The sequence below is a fragment of the Marinobacterium arenosum genome (assembly GCF_019795155.1).
Lineage (GTDB): Bacteria > Pseudomonadota > Gammaproteobacteria > Pseudomonadales > Balneatricaceae > Marinobacterium_C > Marinobacterium_C arenosum.
Genome location: NZ_JAILYN010000057.1, coordinates 1 through 21,574 on the forward strand (window position 1 = coordinate 1; position 21,574 = coordinate 21,574).

The following is a 21,574-nucleotide window of genomic DNA, read 5'->3' on the forward strand; positions in this document are numbered from 1 at the left end:
GTTCGGCTAATCGTTCCCCTTGCCGGGCCGACAGTGGACTTTCACCACCAAGTCATCCGGCCGCCACCACGCGTACCGGAACAGCGCCAGTCAAGGCGCTACGCGCCATGCCTGGCGCACACAGAGAAAAGGCGATACCCCGGTATCGCCTTTTTCATCTATTCGCTGAGCGGCAGCTCGATGGCGACTTCAAGGCCGCCGTCCGGGTGGTTGCGGGCACGGATCCGGCCGCCCAGCCGCTCCACCGCCCGGCGGGCGATACTGAGCCCCAAACCATAGCCGTCAGCGTCACTGCCGGCCCGCACGAACGGTTCGAACAGCCGCTCAAGCAGAGTGGCATCCACCCCCGGCCCCTCGTCGCGAAAGCGAATCACGCACTGCTGCGGCTGGCGTTCCAGCTGAACATGCAGCGCCGCATCATCCGGGGTGTGCTTGAGCGCATTGTTGAGGATATTGCCCAACGCCCGTAGCAGCAGCTGGCGGTTACCGGCCACCCGACAGAGGCACTCCGGGGCAGGCCAGTGCAACGCTCGCTGGGGCGCGCTGAAGGCGGCATCCTCACGCAGCTCGGCCAGCAGTTCGGCCAGCTCGAACGGTTCGCCGGCGGCCTCCACCGAGTCCAGCCGGGACAGCGACAGGATCTCGTCGATCAGCCGGTCCAACTGGTCGCATTCGCGATTGATCCGTGCGGCAATTCGATCGCCTTCGCCAAGCCGCTGCTCGGCTAGCCCGGCCGCCACCTGCAGCCGCGCCAGCGGCGCACGCAACTCATGGGAGACATCTTGCAGCAGCTTCTGCCCGCCGGTCAGGGTGCGTTCGACATAATCCGCCATGAAGTTGAATTCACGGGTCAGATCGCCGATCTCATCCCTCCGGCCGCTAAGCCGACGCCCCGCCCGGCTGCCGAGATCGCCCTGGTGCAGGTCACGGGTGTGACGCCGCAGCCGATTCAGCGGCCGCACCACCAGCCAGGTCAGCAGGCCGGCCGCCATGGCCGAGGCCACTAGGATCATCACCACCTGGTAGGAGAGCACGAAACGGAACAGGTACTTGAACGGTGCCGCCTTACGCCGCCAGCTGACCTCCACCCGATAAGACCTGCCGCTGCCGGAAATGACCGACAATTTTAATGGCTCACGCGGGTCGGCGCGCCGTTTTGGCGGGCCGAACACTTGTAGACCACTCTGTTGCTCGTAGATACGGATCAGCGGCGGTGGCGGCGGACGTGGGCCGAAGCGGGCATCAGGGGGCGGCGGCGGCCGGTCAAACTCATCATCCGGCGGCCCCAACCGATGACGACGCCAGCGCTGACGCTCGTCATGCAACTCTTTCAAGCCCTCGTGGCCGGCTCTTTCAAATACCTCGACCAGCTGCTCGGCACGTGTCTGGGCCCGCTCCGCCAGCAGGCTCTTGTAACGCTCTTCCTCGGCCAGCTGGCTGATCACCAACACCGTCACCGCCAGCACTACCAACGATGACAGCCAGATCGCCAGGAATATCTTCCAGAACAGGCTACGAAACCAACGCATCAGTGCTCACTCACCATCAGGTAACCTTCACCACGTACGGTCTTGATAAAGGTTTCCTGCGGACGGTGACCGGCCAGTTTCTGGCGTAGCCGGCTGACGTGGACATCGATCGCCCGGTCGTAGGCGGTCAACTTGCGATGCAACACCTTCTCGGTCAGCTCCGCCTTGCCGACCACCGTGCCGGCCTGCCGCATCAGCAGCATCAGCACGTTGAATTCGGCTGAGGTCAGCTCCAGCAGTTCACCGTCCAACCGTGCCTCGCGCCGGCCGGTATCAAGCTCGATACCGTTAAGGCACGGTACAACGCTCGATTCTGTCGATTCCGTAGCGCGGGACCGACGCAATACCGCCCGAATACGGGCCAGCAGCTCGCGCGGATTGCACGGCTTGCCCAGGTAGTCGTCGGCGCCCATCTCCAGACCCAGTATCCGGTCGATGTCATCGCCCCGGCCGGTCAGCATGATCACCGGCGTCTGTACCGCCGGCCGCAACTCCTGCAGCAGCTCCAGGCCGCTGCGGCCCGGCATCATGATGTCCAGCACCAGCAGGTCGAAACTCTGGCCCGCCAGTGCCGTCAGCGCCTGGTCAGCATCGTGGGCGCAGCTGACCAGGTAGCCCTCGTGGCTCAGGTATTCGCTGAGCAGCGCACAGAGTTCGCGGTCGTCATCCACCAGCAGCAATCGGTTGTGGTTGCTCATCTGTTCTCCGATATCACAGCTATCTGGCTGCAGTTTACCCGGCCACCTCCTTTGCTGCAGAGGCTTTACCAAACTTTACAGCACGCTAACCCAACTTAGCGCTCCCTGCGGCCAGAATGGATCCATCGACTAACGACGACCACGCCAGCGACCAGAACCTATCCGCGTGGTCACACTGAACATAGAAGCGAGGAAAATATCATGGCTAGCAAACTTCTGATTGGCGCCACCGTTGCCGTACTGGGTCTGGGTTCTCTGGCGGCGGCCAACAGCTACGCCCGTGGCGGCCACTGCGACGACGAAGGTTACGGCAAACACGGCGGCGGCCATCCGGGCGGCATGATGCACGGCAAATTCTATGAACGGATGCAGGAAAAACTGGGGCTGAGCGACAACCAGGTCGACCAGATCGACGACATCATGGACAGCCAGCGCCAGCAGATGCGCGACAACCGTCGTCAGATGCACGATAACCGCAAGGCCCTGCTCGCGCTGGACCCGGCCAGCGAGAACTACAACGCAGAGGTCGACCGGCTGGCCCAGCAGGCCTCCGATGCGGTCGAACAGATGATCAAGCTGCGCGCCGAGACCCAGCGTCAGATCGCCTCGGTACTGGATGCCGAACAGCTGGAGAAGGCCAAGGAGATGAAAGCGAAGATGGGCGAGCGCTGGGGTAAGCGCCGGGGCCATCCGGAGGAAGACGGCGAGTAAGTCCCTGAGTCCCTGATACGTTGCCTTCAGGTCTCATCTTTACCGGCCCACCGGGCCGGTTTTTTTATTCTTGCGGCCTCTTTACGCACGACTGCACAACAAAAAAGGTTCATCGCGGATTCGCGGGAAACATCTACATCAGCTGAACAATCGCCGCGTGGACACAAAAAAACGTGCCCACCCTACCGAGCTGTGCCGGTTTTGTTCTTTGAGCCTCCTTAGACACGGATGCACCACAAAAAAGCCCCCAGAATCGGGGGCTCTATTCAAAACTCAGCGGTGGATAACTTACTCGGTCCGCTCGAACATCAGGTCCCAGACACCGTGACCCAGCCGTTCACCACGCTTCTGGAACTTGGTGACCGGACGCCATTCGGGTTGCGGCGCGTACTGGCCGTCCCCCATCTGGTTGCGATAACCCTCGGCGGCGCTCATCACCTCCATCATGTGCTCGGCGTAGTTCTCCCAGTCGGTGGCCATATGGAACACACCGCCGATCTTCAGCTTCTTGCGAATCGCCTGGGCAAAGGCCGGCTGCACGATGCGGCGTTTGTGGTGACGCTTCTTGTGCCAGGGGTCGGGGAAGAACAGCTGCAGGGTATCCAGCGAGCCATCCGGGATGCACTGGTCCAGCACCTCGATCGCATCTTCGCTGTAGACCCGGATATTGCTCAGCCCCTGCTCGGCGGCGTTGCTCAGCAGACGGCCGACACCCGGCGTGTGCACCTCGATACCGATATAGTTCTTTTCCGGCTGGTCCTTGGCCATCTCGACCAGCGAATCGCCCATGCCGAAGCCGATCTCCAATACCAGCGGCGCCTCGCGACCGAAGACGTCGGCCGGGTCGATCATGCCGTTGGCCAGTTCCAGCCCCATCAACGGCCAGTTCTGGTCCATCGCCCGCTGCTGCCCCTCGGTCATTCGACCGGTACGCAACACGAAGCTGCGTACCCGGCGCATACGCTTCTGTTCATCCGCGGTTTCTTTGTTGTCAGTACCTTCGATGGTCTCAGTGCCCGGCAATTCCGCGTTCTGCAGGTCGGAGTTCTGCTGCTCAGTCATAGCGCCTTTGATTCTTTGGTTTAAAAACGACTCAGCCCGGCATTATAGCCGGGCCGAGGTTAGAGTTCTCGTCTTGCAGCCTGACAAGCTGCTAGCCACCGGCTCAGCCGATAGTACCCTCCAGCGGAGAGGATGCACTGGCGTATTTCTTGCGTGGCATCCGGCCGGCCAGGAAGCATTCGCGCCCCGCCTCGATCGCCTTCTTCATCGCCGAGGCCATCAGGATCGGGTTATTGGCGGCGGCGATGGCGGTGTTCATCAGCACGCCCTCGCAGCCCATCTCCATCGCCACCGCCGCGTCGGAAGCGGTACCAACGCCGGCATCGACCAGGATCGGCACTTTGGCCTCTTCCATGATGATGCGGATATTGTGCGGGTTCAGGATCCCCAAACCGGAGCCGATCAGCGAGCCCAGCGGCATCACCGCCACGCAGCCCATCTCCTCCAGCTGCTTGGCGACGATCGGGTCGTCGTTGGTGTACACCATCACCTTGAAGTTGTCCTTGACCAGCTCTTCGCAGGCTTTCAGGGTCTCGACGATGTTCGGGTAGAGGGTCTTCTGGTCGCCCAGGACTTCCAGCTTGACCAGGTCATGACCGTCCAGCAGCTCGCGGGCCAGCTTGCAGGTACGTACCGCATCGGCCGCGTTGTAGCAGCCGGCGGTGTTCGGCAGGATGGTGTAGCGATCCGGCGAAACCACGTCCAGCAGGTTCGGCTCGCCCGGGTTCTGGCCGATGTTGGTGCGACGCACCGCCACGGTGACGATCTCGGCGCCGCTGGCGGCGATCGCCAGACCGGTCTCTTCCAGATCCTTGTACTTGCCGGTTCCCACCAACAGGCGGGAGTTATAGCTCTTACCCGCGATTACCAGCGGGTCTTTGTTCTGCTCGGACATGTTCTCTACCCAACTCCAAATGTAATTATTTTGTTCTGCTTACCCGGTCCAGCCGCTTAGCCGCCACCAATGGCATGAACGATCTCGACCTGATCGTCCGTGCGCAGAGCGGTCTGGCCATGCTCGCTGCGTGGAATGATCTCCAGATTAAGCTCGATCGCAACCCGCTTGCCCGCCAGCCCCAGCTGGTCGAGCAGCTCGCTCAGGGTGGCGCCGTCGCGAACCTCGATACTGTCACCGTTTACCTGAATCTGCATTGATATTAATTATTCCGGATTAGATTGTTGGCGCCGTCGTCAGCCACCGGTAACCACCCCAGGCCAGGGCCAGCCAGCCGACCAACAGCAGACCGCCGCCAATCGGAGTTACCGCACCCAGCCAGTGGATGCCGCTGAGCGCCAGGATATAGAGACTGCCGCTGAACAGCAGCGTCCCCAGCATAAAGCAGCCACCGGCCAGCGTGAACGCCGTCGCCGGCTGTTCCCGTCGCAGCAGGGCTACCGCCAACAGCGCCAGGGTATGGTAAAACTGGTAATCCACCGCGGTCCGGTAGACCGCCGCCAGTTCCGCACTCAGTACCGTCTTCAGCGCATGGGCACCGAACGCCCCCATCGCCACGGCAACAAAACCACTCAACGCGGCACAGCAAAGCAGGACTCTGGCAGACATCGATGGCGCTTCCCCGGCGGCTATCAGGCGGTCGATTATAACGCATCCAACCGGCCAATGGTGGCCGTGCCAGACACGACAAAGCCGCCTTGCGGCGGCTTTGTTCAGCGGTGCAAGCCAGCCCTTTGTCAGGCGGTCAGCATCGCGCTCTTGATCTTCTTCATGGCGCTCTTTTCGAGCTGGCGGATACGCTCGGCGGAGACACTGTATTTCGCCGCCAGATCATGCAGCGTTGCTTTCTCCTCCCGCAGCCAGCGCTGTGCCAGGATATCGCGACTGCGCTCGTCCAGATGCTCCATCGCCTGCACCAGCCGGCGCTGAGAATCCTGTTCCCAGTCGGCGTTTTCCAGCTGCTGGGCCGGGTCGGCGCTGTGGTCTTCCAGGCTGTAAGCCGGTGCGGTGTAGGCCTTGTCATCGTCATCGCCGACCGGGGCGTCGAAGGCGGTGTCGCTGGCCGCCATACGGCCTTCCATTTCGCGCACCACATGCGGGTCCACATCCAGATCGCGAGCGATAGCGTTGACCTCGTCATCGTTCATCCAACTCAGCCCCTTTTTCTTGGAGCGCAGGTTGAAGAACAGCTTGCGTTGCGCCTTGGTGGTCGCCACCTTGACGATACGCCAGTTGCGCAGGATGAACTCATGCATCTCGGCCTTGATCCAGTGCACCGCGAAGGAGACCAATCGCACCCCAACGCTGGGGTCGAACCGCTTGACCGCCTTCATCAGGCCCACGTTGCCTTCCTGCACCAGGTCACCCAGCGGCAGACCATAGCCGGCATAGGTTTTGGCCACATGTACCACGAAGCGCAGGTGGGCCATCACCAGTTGGCGGGCCGCTTCAAGATCGTTCTCATAGAACAGTCGCTCGGCCAGTGAACGCTCCTCTTCCACCGATAGCACCGGAATCGCGCTGACAGCCTGTACATAGGCGTCCAGATTGCGGCCTGGGGAGAGGTTTTCGATTACTTGCAAGCTTTTGCCCATTGAGGACCTCATCATTGCTCAGACGTACCTAATAAAGTTCGCTGATATGTGACTCTGTTGCCTGACGGAAGTTCCGTCAGGCGGCGTCCCCGCTAGACGGCATGCCGCATCAGCAGGGACATTGCAGCATAATGAGGAAAATCCTAGAGCGCAAGTATGACAGTGGGGTGACGTCCTGCCGCCCGGATGGGCCCGCCGTCAGCAGGTTTTCCCCTTATTATTCTGGCTCAATCTGGCGCAGATAGCGGTTTACCGCCAGCCAGGCACCGCCCAGCCCCAGGCCGATGCTGATCAGCAACAACAACAGGCTGTCAACGACACCGAGCCCCAACAGGTTGAACGGGCTCTGGTAGAGATCGGCCAGCTGGCGTACCGGGGTATCGAGCAGCATCAGGCTGAACTGCACCAGGCACCAGGCCAGCAGTCCGCCAAACAGGCCATACCAGCCGCCGGTATAAAGGAAAGGACGCTGTACCCAGCCGTCGGTGGCACCGACCAGCTTGGCAACGACGATCTCGTCGCGGCGGCTCTCGATCGCCACCCGCACGGTGTTGCCTACCACCAGCAACACTGCGCTGGCCAGCAGCAGGGCGACGATCAGCACCGCTCGCTGGGCAACCTGCAGCGCACCATTGAGCCGCTGCACCCAGGCCATATCGAGCGCTGCCTCCTCCACCTCGGGCAACGCCTGCAACTGCTCACGCAACGCCGTCAACTCCGCAGCCGAGACACTTCGCGGCAGCACGCTGATTACCGCCGGGATCGGATTGCTGCCGAGATAATCCAGCACGTCACCAAAGCCGGACAGTTCGCGGAACTCGGCAATCCCCTGCTCACGGCTGATCAGCTCCACCGCGCGCAGGTCGTCGCGCAGCAGCAAGCTACGGCTGAACCGGTCGGCCGCGGCATCCTGCAGCTCCGGCTGCAGATAGAGCGCGATACGCGGCTCCCCTTCCCAGCGCAGTGCCAGCTGCTGAACATTCTTCAGGCCGGCAAAGAGCACCCCGGGCAACGCCAGCGCGATCGCCAGCACCGCCATCGTCATCAGGGTTGCGGCCGGTGTGCTGAACAGCCGGCGCAATGCGGTGCGGGCGGTCTGCCAGTGGCTGTTGGAGTCGAACCGCAACGCCTCGGTAAAGCGGCTGCGCCGGCGATCCTGGCCGATACCACACTCACCGACGGGCATCCGGCCGGTCTGGCGATCGATACGCTCGGCACCGCGGCGGCGCGGCGCTTCTTTCTGCGGCTTAGCCATCGCCGACCATCCGTCCCTGGTGCAAAGTCAATGTCCGCAACCGCATGCGAGAGATCAGGCTGAGGTCGTGGCTGGCGATCATCACCGTGGTGCCGTGCCGGTTGAACTCCAGGAACAGCCGCATGATCTCCTCCGACAGCTGCGGGTCGAGGTTACCGGTCGGTTCGTCGGCCAGCAGCAGCTGCGGCTTATGAACGATGGCGCGGGCGATGCCGACCCGCTGTTGCTCACCAGTGGAGAGCATGATCGGGTTCAGCTTCTCTTTCTTCAGCAAACCGACCTTGTCCAGCGCGGCGCGCACCCGGCGGGCGGCATCGCGCGGATCGAAGCCGCAAATGGTCAGCGGCAGGGCGACGTTGTCGAACACCGTGCGGTCGAACAGCAGCTGGTGATTCTGGAACACCACCCCGATCCGGCGACGGTGGGAAGGGATCTGACGACGATCGAGCCCGGCCAGGTTCTGCTTGCCGATGAACACCTGGCCCTGCGAGGGGCGCTCCATCAGCATGATCAGCTTCATCAGGGTACTCTTGCCGGCGCCGGAGTGGCCGGTCAGGAACGCCATCTCGCCATCGTCCAGCGAAAAGCTGACTTCCGACAGCGCCTCATGACCGTTGGCGTAGCACTTGCTGACGTTATCGAAGCGGATCATCGCGCCAGCTTACTCTTTGCCTTCGTCGAACAGCGCGGCGACGAACTCGTCGCTGTTGAACGGCCGCAGGTCGTCGACCTGCTCACCGACGCCGATAAAGCGGATCGGCAGCCCCAGCTGCTTGGCGATCGCGAAGATGATGCCGCCCTTGGCGGTACCGTCCAGCTTGGTCAGCGTAATGCCGCTGACGCCGACCGCATCGCGGAAGATCTTGGCCTGGTTCATCGCGTTCTGACCGGTACCGGCATCCAGCACCAGCATCACCTCGTGCGGTGCGCCTGGCGCCAGCTTGCGCATTACCCGGACCACCTTCTCCAGCTCCTGCATCAGGTTGTCCTTGTTCTGCAGTCGGCCGGCGGTATCGGCGATCAGCACATCGACACCACGGGATTGGGCCGACTGCACGGCATCAAAGATCACCGAGGCGGAATCGGCGCCGGTATGCTGCGCCACCACCGGTACGCTGTTGCGCTCCCCCCAAACCTGCAGCTGCTCCACTGCCGCGGCGCGGAAGGTATCGCCCGCCGCCAGCATCACCGACTTGCCTTCGGCCTGGAACCGTTTGGCCAACTTGCCGATGGTGGTGGTCTTGCCGACACCGTTGACGCCGACCATCAGGATCACATAGGGGCCCGGGTCGGCGTCGATCACCAGCGGCTGCTCAACCTGGCCCAGCAGACCGGCCAGCTCCTGCTTCAGCGCCTGGTACAGCGCCTGGGCATCGGCCAACTGCTTGCGCTCGACCCGATCGGTCAGTTTCTCGATGATCTCGCTGGTCGCCTCGACCCCGACATCCGCCATCAGCAGCAGGGTTTCGATCTCCTCCAGCAGATCCTCGTCGATCTCCTTGGCACCGAGGAACAGCGTCGCCAGCTGCTCGGTCAGGTTCGACTTGGTGCGGCTCAGCCCCTGCTTGATACGGGAGAAGAACCCCCTTTTTTTCTCGACCGGTGCGGCTTCAGCGGGTTTATCCTGTTCGGCTTTGTCGTCCGTGCTGACAACGGCCGCGGCAGTGTCTACCGGGGCGTCCGCCTTAGCCTCCACCACCGTTTCCGCCACTGTTTCCACCACCGGCGGCTGCGGCTCGGAAATCTCGACCGGCTGCTCTGCTACCGCCTGCGCCTCGGCTGTTTGACTCTCAACCGCCGGCGCCTCGATCGGCTGAACCTCGGCAGCGGGCGCTTCCGCCGTGTTGTTTTCTACCACCGGTGTTTCGACCGTCGGCAGTTCAGCCTCGCCCTTTACAACCTGCTCAGCCGCAACGTCCGGCTGGCTCTCCGCAGGGGTTTCAACAACCTCGACAGCGGCCGGGGTGGACTCTGCAGCGGCAATGGATGGCGCTTCAACCGTTTCGACAGCCGCCGTCGTCTGTTCCGGATGTTCCGGATGTTCCGGATGTTCCGGATGTTCCGGATGTTCCGGATGTTCCGGATGTTCCGGCTGCGGCTGCGGCTGCGGCTGCGGTTGTTGTTCCGGCTGTTTCGGTTCGGCTTTACCAAACAGCGATTTCAGCTTCTTCAGCATGGTGAACTCTCACACTACAGTGGGATATAGCTCCAAACCCAGGTTTACCGCGACAGCCTGCCGGCGGTACCCTGTTGACGATGGGAACCTATACAAATGCGCATCTTTTCAGTGAGTTAACTGACGATTGCCGGGCGGCTCCCGATACACTGGAAATGGGTTCGCAGGGCTCGGATTCAAAGCCGCCTATCTTACCATAGAGCGCAGGTTCTGAGTGATAACGACTAGAGAAAGCTGATCATGGCAGAACAATACAAACCGCTGTTCAATCGGAACTATCTGAAAGTGGTGTTGGTGATATGCGTGCTGGCCGTGATCTGGCTCTCGTCTATGAATGGCGGACAGGAATGGTCTGCCGGACGACTCGAGCACAGCCCGTTCTACTGGCTGGAGCACGATGCTGAATTGCGCCGGCTCGATATCCTGCTACCCACCGGCAGCGCCATCAGCGACGCCGAGCAGGATCGTCAGCAGTGGCGTCGACAGATTCTCGGCAAGCGCTTGCAGCCGTTGCTGGCGCCCCCCCTGCAATACCAGCTGCAAAGCGCCGACGACCACCTGCTGCTGACCCTGGCCTGGCCGGCCGCTGCCGAAGCCCCGGACCTGCCCGGCCTGCTGGACGCCCTGCGCCAGCCGGTCGATCCGTTGCTCTGGCAGGCGGAGCTGGCGCGGGTCCAGGCGAAGCGCTACCTGAACCAGCAGCAGCCTGACCAGCAACTGCTGGCCGAGTTTCGTAACCGGCTCGGCGAAACAGGCACCTTGCCGCTGCAATGGCAGCAACTGTTCCAGAGCCCCAAGCTGATTGTCAGCGGGCCCGACGCCGAGCGGCAAGCCGGGCAACTGGCGGCAACCTTGCAACCACAATGGAAAGAGTGGAACGAGCAGTTCGGCAGCCAGAGCAACCGCTCGCTGCCCTCTCTCAGCGGCCAGCACCGCTCATCACTGAACGCCGACCGTCACCTGCTGTTGCTGGCCGGCCCACTGCCGGCCCGCCATGCCGACGACTACCTGCTGCAGCGGCTGGCAGCCGAAACCGCCCGGCTGGCCCTGGCCCGCCAGCAGCCGGTCACCGGCAGCGAGTACCGTTTATTGTGGAAAAGCCTGACCGACGGCGGTTACCGGGCACTGCTGATATTTAGCTCTGCGCCGATCGAGGCTGGCGATCTGCAGCGGGTTTCCGGGCAGATCGATGGCGAACTGGTGCAGCAGGCCCGCCAGCAGCTGCAGGCACGCTGGCAACAGGCGCTGCTGGATGAGCAGCAACAGTTGAACACATTGAGTCTGCTGGCACTGTATAATCTGCCGCTGGACAGCCTGCAGCAGGCACCCGACCGGCTGACGGAACTGGATGACCGGCAGGTCATCGACGCCGCCCGCGGGCTGTTCGCGCTGGAACCGCAATTCAGCCTCCGCATCAATCCCGTTCAGACCGACTAAGGACACCCGATGGGCCGCCGACACCCGACTCGCGCCAGACAATCCCGCTCCCCGCAACCCGAGCAATCGACGCTACGCCTGATCGGCGGCGAGTGGCGGGGCCGCAAGATCCCGTTTCCCGCCATCGACGGCCTGCGGCCGACCCCGGACCGGGTTCGGGAAACCCTGTTCAACTGGCTGCAACCCTACATCGCCGGCGCCCGCTGCCTGGACCTGTACAGCGGCAGCGGCGCATTGGGGCTGGAGGCTCTGTCGCGCGGCGCCGAGCTGGTGACCTTCGTCGAGCGCGACCCGCTGGTCGGCCGCCAACTGCAAAGCAACCTGCAGCTGCTCAAATGCAACCGGGCCCAGGTGGTACAGGCCGCCGTCGGCGACTGGCTGGCCAGCCGCCAGACCGACCTGGAGGAGCATTACGATATCGTCTTCATGGACCCGCCCTATCGCCAGGGGCTGGTGGCACAGGATTGTGCATTGCTGGAAGCACGCGGCATGCTGGCGGCCCAGGCGATCATCTATGTGGAGACCGAAGCGGAACTGATCGATGCCGGCATCCCCGGCCACTGGCTGGAACATCGCCGCAAAACCACCGGCCAGGTCTGCTCGCAGCTCTATTTCCGCCAGCCGGACTAGCAGCCTATCGGATTTAGCCCCTCCTAAAACAACGGAGCCCCCGTAGCAGGGGCTTCAGCCGCGACCATCGGCGGTTCTTGCGAAGTTCGCGGCTGCCGCCCGCGGAGCGGGCTGCTGCGACACCGCCCTGGCGTAGGACCGGATTTATCCGCGACCGGCGCAGGTTCTTTCGAAGCCCGCAGCCTGTCGCCCACGGAGTGGGCTGCTACAGCGATCGGAAAGGATTTATCGTGACCCGCAGTGCGTCTGTCGAAGCCGTGATCTGTCGCCCGCAGCACCCTCCGTGCATAAAAAACGGGCTGCTACGACGCTGTACCCTTGCAGTGCGCCACCGCGGCAAAATACTATCGGGCGCTTGAAACTAAGCCGCCTGCAGCCCTAGCAGATAGTTTCTGATCACCTGTTTGGTGGCAAGCTTGCCATCGATCAGCTGCGGCGCCACCTGCTGGCTCTCGATCAGGCCGAACACCAACACCAGCAGGTTGGCCGGCAGGGTATCCTTCTTACCCTTGGCTTTTGGCGGCAGTTGACCTTGCTTGCGCGCCTTCTTGACGAATAGCCGGATCCGCTCCAGCCACTCTTCATGCTCGGCGGTAATCGCATCATTCAGCGCCGCCAGCTCAGGCAGGTTGCGTGGCCCGCAATGGAACACCCGCCAGATACGCGACACTTCGGGATCCTTCATCAGCAGACGGCACCAGTGCTGCAGGAAATCCGCCAGCGCCGACAGGCCATCCTGGCGCGCCGCCTGCAGCTGTTCCAGATGCAGATCATCGAGCGGCAAGCGGGAACGCTCATATAATGCCCGCACCAGATCGCCGCGGTTCTTGAAATGCCAATAGAGCGCACCGTGGGTAACGCCGGTCTCAGCCGCAATATCTTTCAGGCTGGTCTGACCGATGCCCCGCTCGCTGAACAGCCGCAGCGCCGTTTCCAGCAGCGCCTGCCGTGTCTGTTCCGCTTCCTCCTTGGTACGCCTCGCCATCCTGAACCCTCCGTCCGGCAGTTACATCAATCAATATCGTAGCGCCGTTACACAGTCGCCTTATTGTGCCGGGACAACGTCATCGACATAGAAGCGTACCGGCAGGGAGGGCAAATCTTGCACCGGCAATGTTTCAGGCAGATTAAACTCGGCGACAAACTGGCCGTTCGGCCGTACCACACCATCGATATGGGCCACATGACGACTCAGCTGCTCGCCCTGCTGCACCAGCAGACCGATCACCAGTTGATTCAGCGGCGGCGCGCTGGCCCGGTACTGCCAACGGGTTTGCAGCCGATTGCCGGCCAGGGTGCGGCTCTCCAGCAACGTCATACGCGCCTCCACCGCCTTGACGAAGGCACTCCGTTGCTGCTGGCGTGCCGCTTCCGCCTTGGCCTGCTCATGCTGCAGCCAGGTATCGGTGACAGTGCTCAGCAGCGCCAGCACGCCACCGCCGGCACCCGCCTCCGGCCCGGGCTGCTGAGCCTGCCAGAGCGCATTGTTCTCCAGCAGCGCCTCATAGTGGGGGTTCTGCTGTCCTGGCCGGTAGTAGGAGGCCACTGCCGCCGCCACCTGACGCGCCTCCTCGGCACGTTCGGCGTTGACCGGGTGATCGTGCAGCATCAGTGCCCGGGCATTGCCCTCCAGCAAGTACTGGCGCTGCCAGATCCGGCTGGCGGCATAGGGGTCGAAGCCGGCCAGCGCACTGTACAGGATGCCGATCCGGTCGGCCTCCCGCTCGTTCTCGTGGGTAAAGGCCGCCTGGTAAGCGCCACTGCGGGCGGCTTTCGAGCCACTCAATTGGCTGGCGATCCGGTGGCCCTGGGATTCTCCGACATGGTTGGCCACCGTATGGGCGATCTCGTGACCGACCACCGCCGCCACCTCGTCATCGTCCGGCAACTGCTCCATCAAGCCCAGGTGCACCACGATATAGGTGCCGCCGGTGGTGAAAGCGTTGAAGCTGTCACGATCGATCAACAGCGGCTGCCAGCGCTCCTGGCGCAGATGGCTGATCCGCTGTATCCGGTCGAACAGCCGCACCAGCCGCTGATACTGGGCCCGATCCAGCTCGCCATTCAGTTTACGGCCCGCCTGGCGCTCCTCGGCCAGCAGCTGCTCGATATACTGGTTTCCCTGACGGATCTGGGCATTGCGGTCGGCCAGACTGAGGCTGCGCCGGCCGGTGACCCGGTCATTCTCGCTGACCATCTCCACCGCCTGGTAGAGACCGCGGTCCGCCGTCTGCAACGCCTGGCAACCGGCCAGGCCGACCAACCCCGCCAGCACCAGCGGGACGCGTATCATTCGTTTGTTAAACAGCAACTTGTACAGCACTTTGATCACCTGATTTGCTTATTCCCATTTGAAATATCAGTTTATTTTTTTATTCCTGATGAAGATCAAACCATTCCATTATAGTATTTGTACGCCCTATCTAATTCCGTTAACATCCCGCACTTGCGAGATTGCTAATATTTTGAGCAACCGGACTGGTGAAAGCCGGATATGAATACAGTTCTTTACCCGGGAACATTCGACCCCATTACTAACGGCCATATCGACCTGGTGGAGCGAGCCGCCCGCCTGTTCGACCGTATTCTGGTGGCGGTCGCCGCCAGCCCGAAGAAACGCCCGCTGATGCCGCTTGAGCAACGTGTATCACTGGCGCGGACGGCGCTGGCCCACCTGCCGAACGTCGAGGTGATCGGTTTTGACGGTCTGCTGGCCAACCTGGTCGCAGAGCACGATGCCAATGTCATCCTGCGTGGCCTGCGGGCGGTATCCGACTTCGAATACGAGTTTCAACTCGCCAATATGAACCGCCAGCTGGCGCCGCAGGCAGAAAGCATGTTTCTGACCCCGGCCGAGCACCTGTCGTTCATCTCGTCGACGCTGATCCGCGAGATCGCCAGCCTGGGTGGAGATGTGAGCAAGTTTGTCCATCCGGCAGTGGACCAAGCCCTGAAAGAGCTGCTGGGGCAGTAACTCTGCCAAATAGTGAGTCAGTGAGGTAGCCAGTATGGCATTGATGATTACAGACGAATGCATCAACTGTGATGTATGCGAACCGGAATGCCCTAACGAGGCAATCTCTCCGGGTGACGAAATCTACGAGATCGATGCGGCAAAATGCACCGAGTGCGTAGGCCACTACGACACGCCGCAGTGTGTCGAGGTCTGCCCGGTGGATTGTATCCCGAAAGATCCGGACCACGTCGAAAGCCAGGATCAGCTGATGGAGAAATACAAGCAGCTGACCGGCGCCTGAGCGACCACCATCGACCAGGCATAAAAAAAGGAGCAGGCCACAAGCCTGCTCTTTTTTTGTTTGTTCCGCCCGCCTCGCTCGTAGCAAGCCGCACCGGTGTGCCCGCTACAGTCGAATCTGCAGCTGCGGCAGCTCGAACAGCCGGTCCATCCGGCGACCGATCTCGCTGCCCATCACCAGATGCTGGGCGTACTGCATATGCAGGCAGCGCACCTTGTCCCAGTTGGCGATCCCGCCGATGCCGTAACGGTCGAACAGTTCACTGAAACCAAGCTGTGCGATGCGGCTGCGATCCTCTTCCGCCATCAATTGCCAGCGCCGTTCGACATAGGCCCGCTGATCGGCCTGATAGGCAGCGTGCAGCGCCTCGTCCTGCTCGATCTCCGCTTCGATCTCCTTAACCCAGCCCTGGTCCTCGATCTGGGCAATCGCCCGGTGCAGGTCACGCGAGCAGAGCCAGTAAAGGGTCGGGAACGGCTGGTCGTCGACCAGCGAGCGCATCTGCAGCACCAGCGGCACGCCGTCGTCGGTCTGGCGGGCGATCGCCACCAGGCCTCGGGGCGGGCGGCCCAGTTGCTGTTCGATAATATCCAGTTGCTCACGGCTGATATCGTTCAAATTGCAGGTCCAACGTTAGGAGCGGCGTCTGTTCGGCAAGCGAATTTCGGCTAGGTTAAGAGAAGCAATAGCAGCCGGGCCCGGCTTCGTTCGGGTCACCATGGGATAAGGGATACGGCGGACAGGCCCGGAAAAGCGCCTATTGTAACGGTTCAGACAGGCGCCACCAACCGCTGCCAAGGAGCAGAATCAGACGTTGCCGTACTCTTCGCCCTGGCCAAGCCAGCGGCGTACCAGTTGAGCGGATTGCTGCGGATAGCCATGCATCTGGCCGGCCAGCTGACGTACCCTGGTCAGCAAGTCGCCGTCGCGCTGCAGGTCGGCGATACGGAACTGCATCATGCCGGTCTGGCGGGTGCCAAGCACCTCGCCGGGGCCACGCAGCTGCAGATCCTTTTCGGCAATTTTGAAACCGTCGGTGGTCTCGCGCATCACCGCCAGCCGCTCGCGGCCCTGGTTGGACAGCGGCGCCTGGTACATCAGCACGCAGAAACTCTCCACCGAACCCCGCCCGACCCGGCCGCGCAGCTGGTGCAGCTGGGCCAGGCCGAGCCGCTCCGGGTTCTCGATGATCATCACGCTGGCGTTGGGCACGTCGACGCCAACCTCGATCACCGTGGTGGCGACCAGCAGATCCAGCTCGGCAGCCTTGAACGAAGCCATCACCGCCGCTTTCTCAGCCGGTTTCATACGACCGTGCACCAAGCCAATACGCAGCTCCGGCAGCTGTTCGCGCAGGGTTTCGCAGGTTACCTCGGCGGCCTGGCACTGCAACGCTTCCGACTCTTCGATCAGGGTGCAGACCCAGTAGACCTGCCGCCCTTCGGCGCAGGCCGAACGGACCCGGCCGATCACCTGGTCGCGGCGGCTGTCGGCGATCACCACGGTGTTGACCGGGGTACGCCCCGGCGGCAGCTCGTCGATGATCGAGCAGTCCAGGTCGGCATAGGCACTCATGGTCAGCGTACGCGGAATCGGCGTCGCGGTCATGATCAGCTGGTGGGGCGCCAGATGGCCATTGCGCCCCTTCTCGCGCAGACTGAGCCGTTGGTGCACGCCGAAGCGGTGCTGCTCGTCGACCACCACCAGTCCCAGGTCATGAAACAGCACCTCATCCTGGAACAGCGCATGGGTACCGACCACCACCTTGGCGCTGCCGTCGGCGATCTTGGCCAGCTGAGCCGCTCGCGTCTTGCCTTTCAATTTGCCGGCCAGCCAGGCCACCTCCAGGCCGAGCGGTTCGAGCCACTGGCTGAAGTTGTTGAAGTGCTGTTCGGCGAGGATCTCGGTCGGCGCCATCACCGCCGCCTGCAGGCCGTTCTCCACCGCCTGCAATGCCGCCAGCGCCGCCACCACCGTCTTGCCGGAGCCGACGTCGCCCTGCACCAGCCGCAGCATCGGATAGGATTGCGCCAGGTCGCGGGCCACCTCCTGCGACACCCGTTGCTGGGCGCCGGTCAGCGGGAACGGCAGCTGCTCGAGGAAGGCGGGGATCAGGCGATGCTGCGGCGGCAGTGACGGCGCGCCCTGCTGCTGGGTCTTGTGGCGAATCTGCTGCAACGCCAGGTTGTGGGCCAGTAGCTCTTCGAACGCCAACCGCCGCTGCGCCGGGTGCATCCCCTCCAGCAGCAGGTGCTGGTCGGCGTCAACCGGCGGGTTATGCAGGTAGCGTAGCGAGTCTGCCAGCGACCAGAGCTGCCAGCGATCGCGCATCTCCTGCGGCAGCAACTCGGCCAGGTTGTCGCCGTTCAGTTCCTCCAGTGCCTGCTGGCAGAGGGTGCGCAGTCGGGTCTGCTGCAGCCCTTCGGTGGCCGGGTAGATCGGCGTCAGGGTATCGGCGACCGGCTCCAGGCCGGAGTCACGCTGCTGGCGGTATTCCGGGTGGACCATCTCCAGCCCGGCCGGGCCGGGTCGCGCCTCGCCGAAACAGCGGATCCGACTGCCCGGCTTCAAGCCATTTTTCTGGGCCGCGGAGAAGTGAAAGAAGCGTAACGTCAGGGTGCCGGTGCCATCCTGGATGCGGCACAGCAGGCTGCGGCGGCGGCCCTGCACCACGTCGGCCGCCTTGACCTCGCCACAGACCACGCACTCATCACCGGGACGCAACGCACCGATCGGTACGATGCGGGTGCGATCCTGGTAGCGCATCGGCAGGTGGAACAGCAGATCCTGCAGCTTGTGAATTCCCAGCCGCTCCAGTTTCAGCGACAGGGCGGTACCGACCCCTTTCAGATCGGTGACCGGACGCTCGGCCAGGCTCATTCGGAAACGCCGTTATCCAGTAGTTGGCAACGGCTGATCGCCTGCACCAGCATATCGATCGCCTGCGGACGCGGATAGCTGGCACGCCAGGCCACCGCCACGGTACGCATCGGCTGCGGCGCCTTGAATGGCCGCGTGACCACCATTTCGGAGCGATAGTGCTGGTTATTGGCCGCCGACAGTGGCAGTACCGAGCTGCCAAGGCCGGAGGCAACCATCATCCGGATCGTCTCCAACGAGCTGCCTTCGGTCACGGTATGTTGATTGTCGCCATGGCCGGGATGCGAGCCCAATGTCGGGCAGGCTTCCAGCACCTGATCGCGGAAGCAGTGTCCCTCGCCCAGCAGCAGCAGCTCGGTATCGGCCAGGCTGTTGGCGTCGATCTGGCTTTTCTCCGCCCAGCTGTGCCCCTTGGGCAGCAGCATCAGGAACGGCTCGTCGTAGACTGGCCGGGTCAACACATCGGGCTCCTGGAACGGCAGCGCAATGATGATCGCATCCAGATCGCCGTTACGCAGCTTGGCGCGCAGGGTTTCGGTAAAGTTCTCTTCGATATACAGCGGCATCTGCGGTGCCAGCCGCTGCAGTTGCGGAATCAGGTGAGGAAACAGGTAGGGGCCGACAGTATAGATCGCACCAACCCGTAGCGGCGCGCTGAGCTGGTCCTTGCCCTCCTGGGCCAGATCCTTGATGGTCTCGGCCTGTTCCAGCACCCGTTGCGCCTGGCGTACCACCTTGTCGCCGACCGGGGTCACCCGCACCGCGCCTTTGCTGCGTTCGAACAGCGGCACACCCAGTTCATCCTCCAGCTTCTTGACGGCGATCGACAATGTCGGCTGGCTGACGAAACAGCGTTCGGCAGCCCGGCCGAAATGTTGCTCCTGAGAGAGGGTCACGATGTAGCGTAGTTCCGTTAGCGTCATTCGGAAGATTCCTCTGCTAGACTGCGGCGCATTGACGATTGGAGAGCGACGATGAACAAGGTTGCAGTATTGATCGCCGGCTGCGGCGATGTTGGCTCGGCCCTGGGCCGGCAACTGCTGGCGGGCGGCCATACCGTCTATGGTCTTAGGCGTACTATAAACCAGCTGCCAGAAGGCATCCACGGCATCCCGGCTGATCTGGCTCAAGCGGACAGCCTGCAGCAGCTGCCCGCGGCGGACATCCTGGTATTCAGTGCCGCCGCCAGTGAGCACAGTGAGGATGGCTACCGGCAGACCTACCTGCACGGGCTGGATAATCTGCTGAAGGCCCTGACCAACCGGCCACGGCATGTTTTCTTTACCTCCAGCAGCGGCGTCTACCATCAGAACGACCACAGTTGGGTGGATGAAAGCTCTGTCTGCCAGCCAAGCCGCTTCAGCGGCCAGCTGATGCTGGAGGCGGAACAGCGGCTGCTGAACGCCGGCCTGCCGGCCACGGTGGTGCGCTTTTCCGGCATCTACGGCCCCGGTCGCGAACGGCTATTGAACACCGTGCGTAGCGGGCGCGGAGCGCCGGCCGAACCGCTCAGCTACAGCAACCGGATTCACCGCGACGACTGCGCCGGCGTACTGGCCCACCTGATCGGGATGAAACTGCATGGCGAGACGCTGGCGCCGATCTACCTGGCCTCGGACGACCGGCCGGCATCACTGCACGAGGTCACCGAATGGCTGGCCGGGCAACTCGGTGTCGAGATCACCGACTACGGCTTCGGCCGTTTCAGCGGCAGCAAACGCTGCAGCAATCAGCTGTTGAAAAGCACCGGTTACCGCTTCAAATACCCGAGCTACCGGGAAGGCTACGGCGAGATGATCGAAGAGATGAGGTAAGGGGCGGGAGACAGTTCACAGTGTCCAGAAAGGCTCCGGAATCACTGTGAACTGTTAGCTGTTAGCTGTTAGCTGTTAGCTGTTAACTTACAGCTTGAAGCTTGCAACTTCTCAGGTATCCAGATGCTCATCGCGCAGCTGCGGATCGATATTCTTCGGCAGCGCGGTGTGCTTGTAGTACTGGTAACGGTTGAGGCGATACTCCAGGAAGCGGAAGGCACCGATCATCAATGCGGCGATCGCCAGATAGACCATGCCGGCGGCAAAGAACATCTCCAGCGGCGTATAGGTACGGGCGATGATGGTGCGCGCCATACCGGTCAGGTCCAGCAGGGTGATGGTCGAGGCCAGCGCACTGCTCTTCAGCATCAGCAGCAGCTCGTTACCGTAGGCCGGCAGCGCGATACCGAAAGCGCGCGGCAACACGATACGGCGGATGATCAGCGGCCGGCTCATGCCCAGCGCGTTAGCCACCTCCAGCTCGCCCTTCGGAATCGCCTGGATGGCGCCACGGAACAACTCCGCGCTGTACGCCGCTGTGTTCAGCGAGAAGGCGATGATGGCGCACCAGTACGGCTGCTTCAGCACCGGCCACAGGAAGGACTCCTTGATGAACTCGAACTGCGAGGCGCCGTAATAGATCAGGAAAATCTGCACCAGCAGCGGCGTACCGCGGAAGAAGAAGATGTAGCCAAACGGCAACGCCCGCAGCCAGGGGTTGTGAGCCGCGCGCATCAACGCAATCGGCACCGCCAACAGGAAGCCGATCAGGCCGGAGAAGAAGATCAGCTCCAGCGTCAGCCAGGCGCCGTCCAGCAGTTTCGGCAGGTATTGCCAGATAATGCCCCACTCCCAGGTCATGCCCGTACCCTCCGGCTACGCGTGGTCGGGTTGCTGGCCCGTTCGAGATACATGGTGATGCCAGTGGCGATCACCGTCAGGCCGAGGTACAGCAACGCCGCGGCCATATAGAAGGTAAAGGGTTCCTTGGTGGATGCCGCACCGACCGACGCCTGGCGCATCAACTCGTTGAGGCCGACCACCGACACCAGCGCGGTGTCCTTCAGCAGTACCTGGAACAGGTTGCCGAGCCCCGGCAGCGCCAACCGCCAGACCTGCGGCAGGATGATCCGGAAAAAGGTCTGACCACGGCCCATACCGGCGGCGTACGCCGATTCCCACTGACCACGCGGAATCTCCATCAACGCCATACGGAACACCTCGGTGGCATAGGCCCCGAAGGCGATCGACAGCGCCGCCACGCCGGCCGCGAACGGACCGACCTCGATGTATTCGTCGTAGCCGAACCAGCTGGCCGCCCACATCAGCAGCTGGGCGCCGCCGAAATAAAGCGTCAGCACCAGCAGCAGCTCGGGAATACCGCGCACGATGGTGGTGTAGCCGGTCGCCAGGCCCCGTGCCAGGCGACTTTGGGAGAGTTTGGCCGCTGCACCGAGCAGACCGAAAATCAGCCCGAACACCAGGCTGGTCAATGCCAGCTGAACGGTGATCCAGCTGCCGCTAATCAGCAGATGGCCGAAACCTTGCAGATCCATTATTCAGAAACCCTGTTGC

At 62.6% G+C, this 21,574-nt stretch carries 23 protein-coding genes; 6 read left to right on the forward strand and 17 right to left on the reverse strand.

Annotated elements, in window-relative coordinates; all coding sequences use genetic code 11:
* Nucleotides 1–158 precede the first annotated feature (158 nt).
* Both K6T12_RS18645 and K6T12_RS18650 read right to left on the reverse strand, forming a co-directional pair.
* Nucleotides 159–1,529: a sensor histidine kinase gene (locus K6T12_RS18645; RefSeq protein ID WP_222224396.1), complete on the reverse strand. Its 1,371-nt coding sequence runs from the start codon at nucleotides 1,527–1,529 to the stop codon at nucleotides 159–161.
* On the reverse strand, nucleotides 1,529–2,227 hold the full coding sequence (locus K6T12_RS18650) for a response regulator (protein WP_222224397.1): 699 nt from the start codon (nucleotides 2,225–2,227) through the stop codon (nucleotides 1,529–1,531). Before K6T12_RS18650 ends, K6T12_RS18645 begins: the two co-directional genes overlap by 1 nt.
* Before the next feature lie 201 nt (nucleotides 2,228–2,428).
* On the opposite strand from K6T12_RS18650, the gene K6T12_RS18655 reads away from it, so the two are divergent.
* A complete protein-coding gene (locus K6T12_RS18655) occupies nucleotides 2,429–2,938 on the forward strand; it encodes a Spy/CpxP family protein refolding chaperone (RefSeq protein WP_222224398.1) in 510 nt (169 codons plus the stop codon).
* Between the two features lie 288 nt (nucleotides 2,939–3,226).
* Here K6T12_RS18655 and trmB read toward each other — a convergent pair whose 3' ends face one another.
* From trmB to ftsY, 8 genes are all read right to left on the reverse strand, one after another.
* Nucleotides 3,227–3,898, reverse strand: a complete 672-nt coding sequence (gene trmB, locus K6T12_RS18660; RefSeq protein WP_255611904.1) for a tRNA (guanosine(46)-N7)-methyltransferase TrmB — start codon at nucleotides 3,896–3,898, stop codon at nucleotides 3,227–3,229.
* A 205-nt stretch (nucleotides 3,899–4,103) separates the two neighbouring features.
* The gene (locus tag K6T12_RS18665) at nucleotides 4,104–4,895 is read right to left on the reverse strand and encodes a thiazole synthase (protein WP_222224400.1); all 792 of its coding nucleotides are present in this window, start codon (nucleotides 4,893–4,895) and stop codon (nucleotides 4,104–4,106) included.
* Nucleotides 4,896–4,951: 56 nt separating this feature from the next.
* The gene (gene thiS / locus K6T12_RS18670; RefSeq protein ID WP_222224401.1) at nucleotides 4,952–5,152 is read right to left on the reverse strand and encodes a sulfur carrier protein ThiS; all 201 of its coding nucleotides are present in this window, start codon (nucleotides 5,150–5,152) and stop codon (nucleotides 4,952–4,954) included.
* 19 nt (nucleotides 5,153–5,171) lie between these two features.
* Nucleotides 5,172–5,564, reverse strand: a complete 393-nt coding sequence (locus tag K6T12_RS18675; protein ID WP_222224402.1) for a DUF423 domain-containing protein — start codon at nucleotides 5,562–5,564, stop codon at nucleotides 5,172–5,174.
* Nucleotides 5,565–5,692: 128 nt separating this feature from the next.
* A complete protein-coding gene (rpoH, locus tag K6T12_RS18680; protein WP_222224403.1) occupies nucleotides 5,693–6,550 on the reverse strand; it encodes an RNA polymerase sigma factor RpoH in 858 nt (285 codons plus the stop codon).
* 217 nt (nucleotides 6,551–6,767) lie between these two features.
* On the reverse strand, nucleotides 6,768–7,805 hold the full coding sequence (gene ftsX, locus K6T12_RS18685; RefSeq protein ID WP_222224404.1) for a permease-like cell division protein FtsX: 1,038 nt from the start codon (nucleotides 7,803–7,805) through the stop codon (nucleotides 6,768–6,770).
* Nucleotides 7,798–8,457: a cell division ATP-binding protein FtsE gene (ftsE, locus tag K6T12_RS18690; RefSeq protein WP_222224405.1), complete on the reverse strand. Its 660-nt coding sequence runs from the start codon at nucleotides 8,455–8,457 to the stop codon at nucleotides 7,798–7,800. Before ftsE ends, ftsX begins: the two co-directional genes overlap by 8 nt.
* 9 nt (nucleotides 8,458–8,466) lie before the next feature.
* Nucleotides 8,467–9,981 (reverse strand): signal recognition particle-docking protein FtsY, encoded by a 1,515-nt coding sequence (ftsY, locus tag K6T12_RS18695; RefSeq protein ID WP_222224406.1) that lies wholly within the window; start codon nucleotides 9,979–9,981, stop codon nucleotides 8,467–8,469.
* A gap of 240 nt (nucleotides 9,982–10,221) precedes the next feature.
* Between ftsY and K6T12_RS18700 the strand changes: the two genes are divergently transcribed.
* The gene (locus K6T12_RS18700; RefSeq protein WP_222224407.1) at nucleotides 10,222–11,418 is read left to right on the forward strand and encodes a hypothetical protein; all 1,197 of its coding nucleotides are present in this window, start codon (nucleotides 10,222–10,224) and stop codon (nucleotides 11,416–11,418) included.
* Nucleotides 11,419–11,427: 9 nt separating this feature from the next.
* Nucleotides 11,428–12,048, forward strand: coding sequence for a 16S rRNA (guanine(966)-N(2))-methyltransferase RsmD (gene rsmD, locus K6T12_RS18705; RefSeq protein ID WP_222224408.1), 621 nt, complete (start codon nucleotides 11,428–11,430; stop codon nucleotides 12,046–12,048).
* Nucleotides 12,049–12,409: 361 nt separating this feature from the next.
* On the opposite strand, the gene K6T12_RS18710 is transcribed toward rsmD, so the two are convergent.
* Entirely contained in the window at nucleotides 12,410–13,033 is a 624-nt protein-coding gene (locus K6T12_RS18710) for a TetR family transcriptional regulator (protein ID WP_222224409.1), read from the reverse strand.
* Between the two features lie 60 nt (nucleotides 13,034–13,093).
* Complete coding sequence (locus K6T12_RS18715; protein WP_315853630.1) at nucleotides 13,094–14,371, reverse strand: M48 family metallopeptidase; 1,278 nt, start codon at nucleotides 14,369–14,371, stop codon at nucleotides 13,094–13,096.
* 171 nt (nucleotides 14,372–14,542) lie between these two features.
* On the opposite strand from K6T12_RS18715, the gene coaD reads away from it, so the two are divergent.
* Together coaD and K6T12_RS18725 are read left to right on the forward strand one after the other, a co-directional pair.
* Nucleotides 14,543–15,022 (forward strand): pantetheine-phosphate adenylyltransferase, encoded by a 480-nt coding sequence (coaD, locus tag K6T12_RS18720; RefSeq protein WP_222224410.1) that lies wholly within the window; start codon nucleotides 14,543–14,545, stop codon nucleotides 15,020–15,022.
* A 34-nt stretch (nucleotides 15,023–15,056) separates the two neighbouring features.
* Nucleotides 15,057–15,305, forward strand: a complete 249-nt coding sequence (locus K6T12_RS18725; protein WP_222224411.1) for a YfhL family 4Fe-4S dicluster ferredoxin — start codon at nucleotides 15,057–15,059, stop codon at nucleotides 15,303–15,305.
* A 105-nt stretch (nucleotides 15,306–15,410) separates the two neighbouring features.
* On the opposite strand, the gene K6T12_RS18730 is transcribed toward K6T12_RS18725, so the two are convergent.
* From K6T12_RS18730 to K6T12_RS18740, 3 genes are all read right to left on the reverse strand, one after another.
* Complete coding sequence (locus K6T12_RS18730; RefSeq protein ID WP_222224413.1) at nucleotides 15,411–15,923, reverse strand: DUF501 domain-containing protein; 513 nt, start codon at nucleotides 15,921–15,923, stop codon at nucleotides 15,411–15,413.
* A gap of 189 nt (nucleotides 15,924–16,112) precedes the next feature.
* Nucleotides 16,113–18,185 (reverse strand): ATP-dependent DNA helicase RecG, encoded by a 2,073-nt coding sequence (recG, locus tag K6T12_RS18735; RefSeq protein ID WP_222224414.1) that lies wholly within the window; start codon nucleotides 18,183–18,185, stop codon nucleotides 16,113–16,115.
* The gene (locus tag K6T12_RS18740) at nucleotides 18,182–19,108 is read right to left on the reverse strand and encodes a hydrogen peroxide-inducible genes activator (RefSeq protein WP_222224415.1); all 927 of its coding nucleotides are present in this window, start codon (nucleotides 19,106–19,108) and stop codon (nucleotides 18,182–18,184) included. Before K6T12_RS18740 ends, recG begins: the two co-directional genes overlap by 4 nt.
* Nucleotides 19,109–19,159: 51 nt before the next feature.
* Between K6T12_RS18740 and K6T12_RS18745 the strand changes: the two genes are divergently transcribed.
* Entirely contained in the window at nucleotides 19,160–19,999 is an 840-nt protein-coding gene (locus tag K6T12_RS18745; protein WP_222224416.1) for an SDR family oxidoreductase, read from the forward strand.
* A 111-nt stretch (nucleotides 20,000–20,110) separates the two neighbouring features.
* On the opposite strand, the gene K6T12_RS18750 is transcribed toward K6T12_RS18745, so the two are convergent.
* Both K6T12_RS18750 and K6T12_RS18755 read right to left on the reverse strand, forming a co-directional pair.
* Complete coding sequence (locus K6T12_RS18750) at nucleotides 20,111–20,860, reverse strand: ABC transporter permease (RefSeq protein WP_222224417.1); 750 nt, start codon at nucleotides 20,858–20,860, stop codon at nucleotides 20,111–20,113.
* A complete protein-coding gene (locus tag K6T12_RS18755; RefSeq protein WP_222224419.1) occupies nucleotides 20,857–21,555 on the reverse strand; it encodes an ABC transporter permease in 699 nt (232 codons plus the stop codon). The genes K6T12_RS18750 and K6T12_RS18755 overlap by 4 nt, the downstream gene beginning before the upstream one ends.
* Nucleotides 21,556–21,574 lie beyond the last annotated feature (19 nt).